We start from the raw sequence: 12,387 nt of genomic DNA on the forward strand, positions 1-12,387 counted from the left end.
GCGTCGGCATCGTCGGCTGCGCGCTCGGCGGCAAGTTGCGTGTACTTCAGCATCCGGCCCTTCGCCTGATCCACCGGATACTTCGCCCGGGTCGACTCGAGCTTGCGCAGCACGATCTCGTCCAGATCGACCCCGATCCGGTTCGCCAGGTGGATGCAGTACGTGACGACGTCGGCGAGTTCCTCCTCGACGCACGTCTGGTCGAAGTCAGGCCCCCACTGGAAGCACTCCAGCAGCTCGCTCGACTCGATCGCGATGCTCTTGGCGAGATTCTCGGGAGTGTGGAATTGATCCCAATCCCGCTCCTCGACGAAGGCGCGGAGGGCGGCGAGGGTCGTTAGGGATGGCATGGAGTGACGGTAGCAGGGGCGTCACGCTTGGGTGTGAACATGGGCTTGGTGCACCCATAAGGACCTCAATAAGTGAGTACTTCGTGTAGCTCAGTGAGTTCGATATGGTCGGGGCATGTCGACCCCCGTGCCCCTGATCGTCGGGGAGCTCTACACCCGCGAGGGGCTCGTTGTGGAATATGGCGGAAGCGTCCAATCGGGTGGCATTGTGCCTAGCACGACGTCGAACACGGTCTTCATCTTCACGGATCCTAGTGAGGGCACTCAATTCGGCTATGTCTACGACGGGTTCTCTCCAGACGGTACAGTCCTTCACTACACGGGAGCGGGTCAGGACGGCGACCAGGTCGAAAAGGGGGCCAACTCCCCGATCCTGACTGCTGGTGTGAAGGGGCGCACGTTGCATGCGTTTGTGGCGACGGGCCAGATTCCGGGGAGGTCCGTCAAGCGTCAACGGTACGTCGGCGAGTTCGTTTTGGACCCGAGTCTTCCCTATGAGCGCATGCCTGCACTCGACAAGAATGGTGGCTTGAGGACGGTCATCGTGTTTCGACTGATACCGGTGTCGGTCGTGCCGAACGATCTCATCCAAGTTGTCGGATTTTCTGGCATCACGGAAGATCCACGGTCAATATTGGTGCCCACGGAGATTAATTCGTCGTTCTTCTTCGAGACAAGTGATCGAGTCGGAGGCGCTGCGGTCCGCCGCGAATCCCAGTTGGTCCACGACTTTATCGCCAGCCAGGAGGGCCACGGCTTCTCGCGGTGGGCGATCACGCTGCCTCAAGAACAGACGCGACTACTCACGGACGTATATGACGAGACTGATCGAGTGCTTTATGAAGCAAAGGCGCTTTCGTCGCGGTCAGACGTTCGGATGGCTGTTGGTCAGCTTTACGACTATCGCCGCCACGTCGCAGTCAACGACCTACGTTGTGCGCTGCTACTCCCTGAGCAACCCACCGCAGATCTTCGTGACTATCTCGAAGATGTGGGGCTGGGGCTGGTGTTCCGCGCAGGAGATCAATTTACGTTTGAAGGTGCGAACCGACGAGCGCTTACTCGCTAGCTATTGTGCATCTCTTCGCTCGGGCGCGGTGTTCGGTCGCGCATGACGCGTTTGACGGTCGGTACGTCAGCATCGGCCCACTCAACGTTGAGAAGATCGGGTACGGGGATCCAGCGGAGCTCGGAGTGCTCGGTCAGCTGGGGCTCTCCTTCAACAAGGGTCGCGTAGAACGTGGTCAGCGTGACCACGCCGAAGTTGTACTCGTGACGGATCGTATCGATGTGGTCGCCGATCGTCACCGTGCAAAGTAGCTCCTCACGCATCTCGCGAGCCAGCGCGACCTGTGGAGTCTCACCAGCCTCGACCTTGCCACCAGGAAACTCCCAAAAGCCGGCGAGGGACATGTGCGGGCTGCGCTGCGCCGAAAGCACCGCGCCATCCCGTATGAGGACCGCGCCAACCACTTCGATCTGCTTCTTCACTCGGCACTCCAGGCCCTTGGTTCCGCTTTGCTCAGCCTATCGAGGGCATCGGCAGGGCGCCGAGACGTCCGGTCCCGTGGACGCGATCCGCAGGCACTCAGATCTCATCGGCACGAGGGCGCCCGATCCTGGCTGTCGAGATCAGAATGCTAACCAAAGCATTAGATGTAACAACATAATGCTTGCTGTTGGAGTCTGCAAATATGCTGTTTTGATCTGCAATTTGGCCATGCTCTCGCAATGGGCGGATACTCGACCCGTCCCGGGCGTCGATCCCGACCGGGTCCAACAATGAACTCGACCTCCTCTTATGCGACTGCGGCTTCCGACCGCAGCATCGCCGTCGTCGGTGTCGGACGCCTCGGCGGCGTGCTGGCGCGGGCGCTGACGGAGGCCGGGTTCGACGTGCGTGGACCACTCGGCCGTGAAGATGCCGTGCCGGCCGTCGACATTGCGATCCTGTGCGTGCCCGATGCGGCGATCCACGTTGCTGCGTTGGCAGCGCGTCCGCATGCGGGGCTGGTCGGACACGTCTCCGGGTCGACGGGGCTCGACGACGTCGACTTCAGCATCCACCCGCTGCAGACCTTCACGGGATCCGAGCAGCCCAGCGTCTTTCACGGCATCGGCGCCGCGATCGACGGGCGCACGCCGGAGGCGCTCGCGACGGCGGAGAGCGTTGCTCGCGCGCTCGGTGCGCATCCGTTCCGGGTCGAGGATGCGCACCGTGCCGGGTATCACGCGTCCGCCTCGATCGCGTCGAACCTGCTCCTCGCCGTGCTCGACGCAGCCGAGCGGGTCGCCGGGTCTGCGGGGATCCCCTCGGGTGAGGCACGCGCGATCCTCGCGCCACTCGTGCGGCAGACCGTCGAGAACTGGGCCGATCGCGGCGCCGCGGAAGTGCTCACCGGACCGATCGCCCGCGGTGACGACGCCACTGTCGCACGGCAGCGAGCGGCCATCGCGGAGGGCGACCCGGAGCTTCTGGAGCTCGTCGATGCGCTGACTGCGCAGACCCGCGCGCTCGCCGATCCCGAAGGTGACCGCGTTTCGTCTCGCTCCGCTCGCTCAACGACCGCGGGCACGGTTCGCTCCGCTCGCTCAACGACCACGGGCACGGACCCGGGCCACGGCGTTTCGTCTCGCTTCGCTCGCTCAACGTCCACGGATCCCGAGGGGGCCCGCGCATGAGGATCATCCGCACCATCGCTGAGGTCCGCACGGCGGTGAGTGAGGCCAAGCGCGGCGGCAAGACTGTCGGACTCGTCCCGACCATGGGCGCCTTCCACGCCGGTCACCTGTCGCTGATGCGAGAGGCCCAGAAGAATAACGACCTCGTCGTGGTGTCGCTGTTCGTCAACCCGACGCAGTTCGGCCCGAACGAAGACCTCAGCCGCTACCCGCGCGACGAGGCCCGGGATGCCGCGATGGCGGACGAGCAGGGCGCGGACATCCTGTTCGCGCCCGAACCTGCGGAGATCTACCCCGACGGCTTCGCAACGACCATCCACATCGCCGGCATCACCGACGTGCTCGACGGCGCGAGCCGTGGCGCGCATCACTTCGACGGCGTCGCCACAGTCGTCGCCAAGCTGTTCGGGATCGTCGCCCCCGATGTCGCCTACTTCGGGCAGAAGGACGCGCAGCAGGTGCTCGTCGTCCGCCGGCTCGTGCGCGATCTGAACCTCGACGTGCGGATCGAGGCCTGCCCCATCGTGCGCGAGGCGGACGGGCTGGCCATGAGCTCGCGCAACGTCTACCTCGACCCCGAGGCGCGGCGGCGGGCGACCGCGCTGAACCGCGCACTCGATGCGGCGCAGGCCCTCGCGAACGAGGGGGAGCGCGACGCCGGCGCCCTCACCGCCGCCGCTGGTGCGATCCTCGCCGATGCCGGGATCGAGCCCGAGTATCTCGAGCTCCGCGACACCGAGACCCTTCGCCCCGTCGTACGCCTCGATGGCGAGGCGCTGCTCGCGGTCGCCGCGAACGTGGGCGCCGCGCGACTGATCGACAACCACATCCTCCGTTCTGCCGACAGGAGAGGCGACGCCTGATGCGACGCACCATGCTGAAGTCGAAGATCCACCGCGCGACGATCACCGGATCCGATCTGCAGTACGTCGGATCCATCACGATCGATCCCGACCTGCTCGAGGCGGCCGATATCCTCCCGCACGAGCAGGTGCACGTCGTCGACGTCGACAACGGATCCCGCTTCGAGACGTACACGATCGCGGGAGAGCGCGGATCCGGAATGATCCAGGTCAACGGCGCCGCCGCCCGGCTCGTGCACACGGGCGACACCGTGATCGTCATCTCATACGCCGACTACTCCGCCGAAGACCTCTCCACCTACGCGCCGACCGTGGTGCATGTCGACCGGGCGAACGCGATCATCCAGGTCGACTCCGCCGTGGATGTGCTCCTCACAGAGGCTCTGGCGCCGGACGCTTCGACAGGCTCAGCGACCGGTGAGGAGGCTCTCGTATGAGCGCGCACGCCGCGCCCGGCCGCCGGCTCACGCTGAGCGACCTCGCCGCGAAGAAGGCCGCGGGCGAGCCGATCGTCATGGTCACCGCGTACGACCACCCCGGCGCACAGATCGTCGAGGCCGCCGGCGTCGACATGGTGCTCGTGGGCGACTCCGCCGCGATGACGGTGCTCGGCTACGACAGCACGGTGCCCGTCTCGGTCGACGAGATGATCATGCTCACCAAGGCGGTTCGACGCGGCCTCACGAAGCCGCTGCTCGTGGCGGATCTGCCGTTCGGCTCGTACGAGACCTCCGACGCGCAGGCCCTCGCCACGGCCCAGCGCTTCGTGAAGGAGGCCGGCTGCGACCTCGTCAAGATCGAGCGCGGCGGCACCTCGGTGCAGCGCGCGCGGGCGCTGGTGGAGGCCGGGATCCCCGTCGTCGGCCACGTCGGACTCACGCCGCAGACGGCGACGTCGCTCGGCGGCTACCGCGCGCAGGGTCGCACGGCGGATGCGGCGCTGTCGCTCATCGACGACGCCCTCGCCCTGCAGGACGCGGGCTGCGCGCTGCTCGTGGTCGAGGCTGTGCCGAGCGAGGTCACCGCCGCGCTCATGCCGCTCATCGACATCCCGGTGATCGGGATCGGAGCCGGATCCGACACCGACGGGCAGGTGCTCGTGTTCCACGACCTGCTGGGGATCTACGACGGCGGGGCTGCGAAGTTCGTCAAGCGGTATGCGAACCTGCGCACCGCGGCGATCGACGGTGTGACCGCCTACGCCGACGAGGTGCGCGACCGCGCGTACCCCGCGCCCGAGCACACCTACTCGATGCCGGCCGAGGAGGCCGCCCGGCTGCGCGAGCTGCTCGCGGCGCGGTGACGAAGCCGGGCTGACCCGTGCAGTCCGCCGAGCTGATCGTGCGCCAGGCTCGGAGATGTGCACGATCTTCGGAGGAACGTGCCGGATCCGTCCGAAGATCGTGCACAGATCCGAGGCGCCCGTGCACCTGTGGGCGGCGCGCTAACGGGTGGCGAGCGCGCCGATGCCCTCGGCGAGCACCACGGCCCCGAGACCGATCACCACGATCGAGGCCGCGATCCCGATGATCCGGGTGGCGCGCGGTCCGATCAGGTGGCCGAACGCGGCGCCCGCGCCGGCGAGCATGAGCTGCCATGCGAACGAGGCGATCCCGGCGGCGGCCACGAAGACCACCGGCCCCGCCGCCGAGGTGCTGCGCGCCGTGACCGCGCCGCCGAGCGCGATGAAGTAGATCAGCGTCATCGGGTTGATCGCGGTGAGCCCGAAGAATCGGACGAAGGCGCGCAGTGCGGAGATCCTGCCGACCTCGAGCGCATCGGATCCTGGATCCCGCCGGATCCGCAGCAGCTGCAGGATCCCGATCCCGACGACGAGGACCCCGGAGGCGATCAGGAACGGGCCGCGGAAGCCCTCGATCGCGGAGGCGAGGAGAGCCCCCGTCGCGGTGGCGACGGCACAGTAGAGCAGGTCGACCGTCGCGACACCGGCGGCCGCGGCGGCGCCGACCCGGAAGCCGTTCACGATGCCCTCGCGCAGCAGCAGAGCGCCGATCGCGCCGAGCGGCATCGCCACGCCGAGCCCGGCCAACGCGCCGGCCACCGCGGGCACCCACAATGCGTCCATGGAGCCCAGTGTGGCGGGAGCGTCGTGGCTGAACAGGGATTCTCGCTGTCTTACGACTACTCTGACCAGCATGGACGCGCTTGACGAGCAGATCATCGGTATTCTTCAGGAGAATGCACGCCGATCGTTCAGTGACCTCGGGCGCACGATCGGGCTCAGCACCAACGCCACCGCGGCGCGCGTGCGACGCCTCGAGGAGAGCGGCATCATCCTCGGCTACACGATCCGCACCGGCAGCGATGCCCCCGATCCGCGGGGCGGGCTGGAGGTGTTCATCGACGTGCGCCTGGACGAGGCGACCGATTTCGACGTGTTCGCGGAGCGCGTCGGGTCGATCGGCGAGATCGTCGACGCCGTGCACATGACCGGACCTTACGACGGGATGGTGCGCGCGTTCACCCGCGATACCGCGTCGCTCGATCGCCTGCTCCGGCGGCTGAAGAAGGAGTGCGGCGCCGCGCAGACGCAGACCCGCGTGGCTCTGCGCTCGCGCTGAATCTCGCGCTGAGACGGCGAGTCGGCCAGGAGGAGGCCGGCGCCGCGGCCTCAGATCAGCCGGCGCAGCGCTTCTTCGAGCGTCACGCCCTGTGCATCGGCACGGTCGCGAAGGCGGGCGTGCTCCTCGGCGCTGAGCGTCACCCGCAGCTCGATCGGGGTCGCGTCGGTGGGGAGGTCGAGCCCGTCGAGCAGGTCCGACGCCTCGGCCCAGAGCGCGGGTGCCGGAGCGGCGGAAGAGGCGACGACAGGGAGGGAGAAGGATCCGGCGGTAGGAGTCGCGTCGCGAGCCTCCGGAGCAGAGGCCATGGCAGGCATCGGCGCCGGTGTCACGGCGACCGCAGCGCCGCCGGTGAACCCCGGACCGCGGTCCGGATCCTTCTTGCGCTGATACGCGGTCGCGGCGGCGTTCGCGCGCTGATCCGCGGCCTCGTTGAGGGGGTGTCCGGCGTGACCCTTGACCCAGGTGAACGAGACGTCGCGCCCGCGCAGCGCCTCGTCGATGCCCTCGAGCAGGTCGCGGTTGAGTACCGGCCCGCCGTCGGACTTGCGCCAGCCCTTACGCTTCCAGCCCGGCATCCACTTGGTCACGGAGTCGATCACGTACCGGCTGTCGCACTCGATCACGAGCTTCTCGCCGGCCGCGCCCACGGTCGCCTGCAGCAGCTCGAGCACGGCCCGCAGCTCGCCCTGGTTGTTCGTGCCGTGCGGGGATCCGCCGGCGGCCCAGTTGTCGTCGTCGATGTACCAGGCCCAGCCATTGGGGCCGGGGTTTCCCAGGGCGGATCCGTCTGCCGCGGCGGTGATCGTCATCCCTCAACCGTAGGGCGTGGAGGGTGGTGGGCCGGGCGTGGCGGGCGGTCTGGGCGGGCGCGGCTCGTGCCCCTCGGACCTCGCTGGAGGGCGCCGCCTGGCGGACTCGTCCAACTTGCGTTCCCAATTCAGGACGAATTCTCGAGTTCGGCGTGTTTTGGTGCTTCCGTGGGGCCTCCGGACGAATTCCTCCTGAATTGAGCACATCGGAATCGGCGCTGCCCTGCGAGCTACTCAGGCTGGAGCTTCGGAAATCGCCGGATCGGGCCCCTTTCACCGCGTCGCAGCGAGATCCAGCCTGAGTTGTGCGCGGCAGGCGGCGGGGTCTCTGTGAAGCAGCTTCGGATCCGGATACAGTCTTCCCTTCCGATACATAACGACATATCGTTGACTATCGCTCGACAGGACTCGGACCTGAGGAGGTCGTCATGGACAACAGCTACGCATCGCACGGTTTCGGCGGAATGGGCTTCGGCGCCAGCGGAGGACGAGGCTTCGGCGGCCGCCCTGGCATGAACCCGACCGCAGGGCTCTGGGAGGCCATGGAGCACCTGCGCTCCGCCTTCGATCAGCGCCCGTCCACCCCGCGCATGGCCCGCGGAGATGTGCGCGCCGCCGTGCTCGCGCTGCTCGCCGAGCAGCCCATGCACGGCTACCAGATCATCCAGGAGATCGAGGAGCGCAGCGGCGGCTCGTGGAAGCCGAGTGCCGGATCCGTCTATCCCACGCTGCAGCTGCTCGCGGACGAAGGGCTCATCGAAGCGGCCGAGCAGGGTGGGCGCAAGACCTACTCGCTCACCGAGGCCGGCCGTGCGGTCGCGGACGAGGCCGGCACGCCGCCGTGGGAGAGCTCCGGCGCCCGCGCGGGTTCGGCGTCGTTCGGGGCGCTGCCCAAGGCGGGCGTCGACCTCGCGGGCGCCGCGGCCCAGGTCGCACGCACGGGCACTCCGGAACAGGTGCAGCAGGCCATCGAGGTGCTCGACGAGGCCCGACGCAAGCTGTACGCGATCCTCGCCGACTGATGGCGGCCGGCGACAGCGACGACTGGTTCCTGAGTCAGAGCCCGGACCAGGCGCCCGCCGCGACGGCTTCCGCGCCTGCAGCGGAGGCCGCGCGACCGGACGCGTCCGCGGCGCGCCCGGATTCGGTGCCCACGTCTGCCGGGCCGGCCGCGCCCGTGCAGCCGTCGCCCGTGTCCACCGGGTCAGGCGGGCCTGTGCGAGCATCGCCCACCCCGGCTGGCCCGCCGACCCCGGACACGGTGCCGGCCTCCGCTGCGAGCGCATCTCCGCGCGCGACAGATGAGGCCGGTCCTCCGCTGCGCGCCAGGTACCGGCGGATCCTCGGGTTCGCCGCGCGCGTGCTCGTGCAGACGTGGTGGTTCGAACTCGCGTTGCCGCGAATTGGCTTCGCGCGCGTGGCGGAGCGGTCACGCGAGCGCCGGATGCGGGTGCTCGCTCAGCGGTTCCATGCGCTCGCGGTCGAACTGGGCGGGCTGATGATCAAGGTCGGCCAGTTCATGTCCTCGCGCCTGGACGTGCTGCCGCCCGAGATCACGAAGGAGCTCGAGGGCCTGCAGGATGAGGTCCCGCCCGTCCCGATCGCCGAGATCCGCGCGCTCGCCGAGGCCGAGCTCGGTGTGCCGCTCGCCCGAGCCTTCGCCTCGTTCGATGACACTCCGCTCGCCGCTGCTTCGCTCGGACAGGCGCATCGTGCCCGGCTGTCCGACCTGGACGCCGCCGACGCCGGGTTCGCCGACGTCGTAGTCAAGGTGCAGCGCCCCGGGATCGACCAGGTGGTCGCCACGGACCTCGCCGCACTCCGCCGCGTCGCAGGCTGGCTGCGACGCATCAGGTTCATCGCCGACCGGGTCGACGCGCCCGCGCTCGTCGAGGAGTTCGCGCAGACCAGCCTCGAGGAGATCGACTACCTGCACGAGGCCTCGGCCGCGGAGCGGTTCGCCGAGAGCTTCGCCCACGACCCGCGGGTCGACGCGCCGCTCGTGGCCTGGGAGCGCACCACGCGTCGCGTGCTCACGCTCTCCGATGTCACCGCGATCAAGATCAACGACGTCGACGCCCTGCGCGCGGCCGGCATCGACCCCACCGACGTCGCCCGCGTGTTCGCCGAGGTCATGTTCGACCAGCTGTTCACGCACGGGTTCGTGCATGCGGATCCGCATCCGGGCAACATCTTCGTCACGCCGCATCAGGCCGGCGGCGTGGGGATGCCCGGCGCTTCGACGGGCTCAGCGGCCGGCCCGGTTCCCGCGACCGGCGCCGCGCACCCGGCCTGGCGGCTCACCTTCATCGACTTCGGCATGATGGCGGAGGTGCCCGAGGGGATCCGGCACGGGCTGCGCACGCTCTTCATCGCCGCCGCCTCGCGCGACGGGAAGGGCATGGTCGCCGCCGCACAGGAGATCGGCGTGCTCATGCCCTCCGCTGAGAACCGCGAGCTGGAGCGAGCCCTCACCGCGCTGTTCGCCCGCTTCGGCGGCATGGGCTTCGCCGAACTGCGTGACGTGGATCCGCGGGAGTTCCAGGGCTTCGCCGAGGAATTCGGCGACACCATGCGCTCGCTGCCGGTGCAGTTGCCCGAGGGGCTCCTGCTGCTCATCCGCGCCGTCTCGCTCACCTCGGGCATGTGCAGCGGACTGGATCCGCAGTTCAATATCTGGGAGTCGATCGAGCCCTACGCCACCCGGCTGCTGGCGGACGAGAGCGGCAACCTCGTGCGGGACGTCGCGCAGCAGGTCGTCGCGAACGCCGCCACCCTCTGGCGGCTGCCGAAGCGGGTCGACGACATCATCACCCGGGTCGACGAGGGATCCGTCACATTCGACACGTCGCGCATCGAGCGCCGCCTCGATCGCATCGACGGGCTGATCCGCCGCGGCATCTCGGGGCTGCTCTTCGCCGCGCTGCTCATCGGCGGGGCACTCGTGCTCGCCGTGAACCCGGTGCTCGGAATCGTGCTGATGAGCGTCTCGGCGCTGCCCCTGCTGCACGCGCTGTTCGCCGGTCTGTTCCGGCGCGGACCGCGGTAGCGCGGCCCGCACGGACGACGAAGGGGCGCACGACCGGATCTTCGGTCCTGCGCCCCTCGTCGTGCTGCGGTCAGTTCTGGTCGAGCCCGGTGCGACGTCGTGCGAGCAGCAGCACGCCGACGGCGATCACGAGGGCGCCTGCGACGCCGAGCGCGATGGGCGCGTCGGATCCGGTGGTCGCGAGGCCGCTCGAACCAGCCGAACCGGATCCCGCCGAACCTGCATCGGCGTCGGATCCGCCCGACCCCGCACCGGATCCGGTTCCGCCGCCGGATCCGGCATCGCCGCCGCCGGCCGCCGCGACCGTGAACGACGCGGATGCGACGGTCGTGCCGTTGAACGACACGGTCACGGTGTGCGCCCCCGAGGGCAGCGACGTGGGCAGCGCGGCCTGCAGCGTGAACGCGCCGGCCCCGTCGGTCGAGCCGGTGCCGAGGGTGACGGGGTCGGAGTGCACCACGACCACGAAGCCTGCCGCGTCGGCGGCGAGGTCGGACGCGGTGACGGTGACGGATCCGCCCGGGCGGAAGTCGCCGGCGATCGCGACCGAGCCGCGCGTCGCGGTGGGATCCGCCACGGCGACCGTCGTGGCGGCGGAGGCGGTGGATCCGATCGCGTTGTGCGCGGTGACCGTCAGGGCGTACGAGCCCGGAGCGACGTCATCGAACGTGAACGACGTGGCGCGCGCGTCGGCCTCGGCGGTCCGGCCTGCACCGAGGGCGACGGTGTACCCGGTCAGAGCGGACCCGCCGTCCGCGGGCGCTGACCAGGAGGCCGCCACGTGGGAGCCGGCGGGCGACGCGCCGCCGACGACCGCTGCCGGAGCGGCCGGCGCGGCGGGCGCGGTCGGAGCCGGGGTCACGTGCCGCAGGCGGTACTCGGTCATGTAGGCGAGCTTGCCGGGCTTGGCATCGGAGTAGGGCTTGGCGAGCTTGGCCCACTCGCCCTTGCCCTCGGCCTTACCGTCGTTCCAGGCGCTCAGCACGCTGAGGTCGCCCGCAGTGTAGCCGGACTGCGGGTCGACGACGGTGCCGGCGCCGAGCGCGACCTGCGCCTGGGTGAGCTGCTTCACGAGCGCAAGGGATCCGGCCCAGTCGTCCTGGTTCCAGCCTGCGACGGGGACGTCCGTGCGGGTGCGCAGCCAGGTGCCCCAGTAGAACTCCTGGAACGGCACCGCGCCGTCGGCCGAGTAGCCGATGTCGCGCGCGAAGTAGAGGATGCTGCGGAAGCGGTCGTCCTCGAAGTTCGACAGGCCCACATTCGACGGCAGCTGGGCCGGGGTGATCGCGTCGCCGTTCACATCGCGCAGCCAGGTCCACTTGTTCGCCTGCATCGCGGCCCAGAAGTCCGCGTCGGACAGGCCGGACAGGTTGCCGAGCACGCGCAGCCGCACATGCACGTCGGGGCCGCTGTTCTCTTGGAACGAGGTGAGGGTGTGGTGTCCGTCGGTGAGGTACAGCACGCCCTGCGGGCCGATCACCACGGTCTTCATCGGGGTGATCGTGTCGGCGGTCTCGCTGCCGACCGGCACCGTGCAGGTGAAGGTGGACGGATCCGTCAGCGTCGCGTTCGGCTGTGCGCTCGCGACGTCCTGCTGGCCGTTCGCCTCGCACCAGTCGGCGAACTTCTTGTTGATCGCGTCCTTCGAGAGCTCCGCGTCGTAGCGGCCGAGCTTGTAGTAGACCTCGTCGTAGCCCAGCGAGGGCTGGGTCGGGTGCACGTCGCCGATGCGGACGTCGAGCAGCTCACCCACCGGTGCGCACAGATCACGGGTGTCGCCGACGGCGCAGGACGCGTCCTTGACGTCGGTCGGCGCGTCTGCGGCGGAGGCGGGCGTCGCGGCGAGGACGGATCCGCCGAGGGCGAGGAACGAGGCGAGCGCGACGGCGAGCGTGCGACGCGAGCGGAGCAGGGGCACGGGGGTCTCCAGGGATGCGTGGTCGGTGCGGATCCGCGATCCGGACGTCAGTCATCCACGTGCGGGATCCGATTCGACCCTGGCCAGCCCAGGCGGACGCGGGGTTGCGGAGGGATGAACAGTCGGTGACA

General features: G+C 69.1%; 12 protein-coding genes and 1 pseudogene. 8 read left to right on the top strand and 5 right to left on the bottom strand.

All coding sequences use genetic code 11. The features are described from left to right. Positions 1 to 32: 32 nt before the first annotated feature. Positions 33 to 350, bottom strand: a pseudogene (locus tag ACTJI8_RS08295) (nucleotide pyrophosphohydrolase); the annotation flags it as partial. Between the two features lie 115 nt (positions 351 to 465). Between ACTJI8_RS08295 and ACTJI8_RS08300 the strand changes: the two are divergent. Then, entirely contained in the window at positions 466 to 1,419 is a 954-nt protein-coding gene (locus tag ACTJI8_RS08300) for a hypothetical protein (protein ID WP_440732950.1), read from the top strand. On the opposite strand, the gene ACTJI8_RS08305 is transcribed toward ACTJI8_RS08300, so the two are convergent. Next, positions 1,416 to 1,841: a (deoxy)nucleoside triphosphate pyrophosphohydrolase gene (locus tag ACTJI8_RS08305; RefSeq protein ID WP_440732951.1), complete on the bottom strand. Its 426-nt coding sequence runs from the start codon at positions 1,839 to 1,841 to the stop codon at positions 1,416 to 1,418. The genes ACTJI8_RS08300 and ACTJI8_RS08305 overlap by 4 nt on opposite strands. Before the next feature lie 291 nt (positions 1,842 to 2,132). On the opposite strand from ACTJI8_RS08305, the gene ACTJI8_RS08310 reads away from it, so the two are divergent. The 4 genes from ACTJI8_RS08310 to panB are packed head-to-tail and all read left to right on the top strand — an operon-like array spanning position 2,133 to position 5,198. Further along, complete coding sequence (locus tag ACTJI8_RS08310; RefSeq protein ID WP_440732952.1) at positions 2,133 to 3,032, top strand: DUF2520 domain-containing protein; 900 nt, start codon at positions 2,133 to 2,135, stop codon at positions 3,030 to 3,032. Then, a complete protein-coding gene (gene panC, locus ACTJI8_RS08315; RefSeq protein WP_440732953.1) occupies positions 3,029 to 3,895 on the top strand; it encodes a pantoate--beta-alanine ligase in 867 nt (288 codons plus the stop codon). The genes ACTJI8_RS08310 and panC overlap by 4 nt, the downstream gene beginning before the upstream one ends. Continuing rightward, positions 3,895 to 4,332 (top strand): aspartate 1-decarboxylase, encoded by a 438-nt coding sequence (panD, locus tag ACTJI8_RS08320; RefSeq protein ID WP_440732954.1) that lies wholly within the window; start codon positions 3,895 to 3,897, stop codon positions 4,330 to 4,332. The genes panC and panD overlap by 1 nt, the downstream gene beginning before the upstream one ends. Beyond that, positions 4,329 to 5,198 carry a 3-methyl-2-oxobutanoate hydroxymethyltransferase gene (panB, locus tag ACTJI8_RS08325; RefSeq protein WP_440732955.1) on the top strand — a complete coding sequence of 290 codons (870 nt, stop codon included), beginning with the start codon at positions 4,329 to 4,331 and terminating at the stop codon, positions 5,196 to 5,198. Before panD ends, panB begins: the two co-directional genes overlap by 4 nt. A 141-nt stretch (positions 5,199 to 5,339) precedes the next feature. Here panB and ACTJI8_RS08330 read toward each other — a convergent pair whose 3' ends face one another. Next, positions 5,340 to 5,981 carry a LysE family transporter gene (locus ACTJI8_RS08330; RefSeq protein ID WP_440732956.1) on the bottom strand — a complete coding sequence of 214 codons (642 nt, stop codon included), beginning with the start codon at positions 5,979 to 5,981 and terminating at the stop codon, positions 5,340 to 5,342. 70 nt (positions 5,982 to 6,051) lie between these two features. Here ACTJI8_RS08330 and ACTJI8_RS08335 point away from each other — a divergent pair, with 70 nt between their 5' ends. After that, positions 6,052 to 6,477: an Lrp/AsnC family transcriptional regulator gene (locus tag ACTJI8_RS08335; RefSeq protein ID WP_440732957.1), complete on the top strand. Its 426-nt coding sequence runs from the start codon at positions 6,052 to 6,054 to the stop codon at positions 6,475 to 6,477. A gap of 50 nt (positions 6,478 to 6,527) precedes the next feature. Here ACTJI8_RS08335 and ACTJI8_RS08340 read toward each other — a convergent pair whose 3' ends face one another. Beyond that, positions 6,528 to 7,289 (bottom strand): RNase H family protein, encoded by a 762-nt coding sequence (locus tag ACTJI8_RS08340; RefSeq protein ID WP_440732958.1) that lies wholly within the window; start codon positions 7,287 to 7,289, stop codon positions 6,528 to 6,530. Between the two features lie 428 nt (positions 7,290 to 7,717). Here ACTJI8_RS08340 and ACTJI8_RS08345 point away from each other — a divergent pair, with 428 nt between their 5' ends. Together ACTJI8_RS08345 and ACTJI8_RS08350 are read left to right on the top strand one after the other, a co-directional pair. Continuing rightward, positions 7,718 to 8,311, top strand: coding sequence for a PadR family transcriptional regulator (locus tag ACTJI8_RS08345; protein ID WP_440732959.1), 594 nt, complete (start codon positions 7,718 to 7,720; stop codon positions 8,309 to 8,311). Further along, entirely contained in the window at positions 8,311 to 10,338 is a 2,028-nt protein-coding gene (locus ACTJI8_RS08350; protein ID WP_440732960.1) for an ABC1 kinase family protein, read from the top strand. The genes ACTJI8_RS08345 and ACTJI8_RS08350 overlap by 1 nt, the downstream gene beginning before the upstream one ends. Positions 10,339 to 10,408: 70 nt before the next feature. Here ACTJI8_RS08350 and ACTJI8_RS08355 read toward each other — a convergent pair whose 3' ends face one another. Continuing rightward, the gene (locus tag ACTJI8_RS08355) at positions 10,409 to 12,256 is read right to left on the bottom strand and encodes a ParB-like protein (RefSeq protein ID WP_440732961.1); all 1,848 of its coding nucleotides are present in this window, start codon (positions 12,254 to 12,256) and stop codon (positions 10,409 to 10,411) included. Between the last annotated feature and the right edge of the window lie 131 nt (positions 12,257 to 12,387).

Origin of the sequence: Microbacterium sp. 22303 (assembly GCF_052045265.1) — a bacterium.
In the GTDB taxonomy this organism is placed as follows: Bacteria; Actinomycetota; Actinomycetes; order Actinomycetales; family Microbacteriaceae; genus Microbacterium.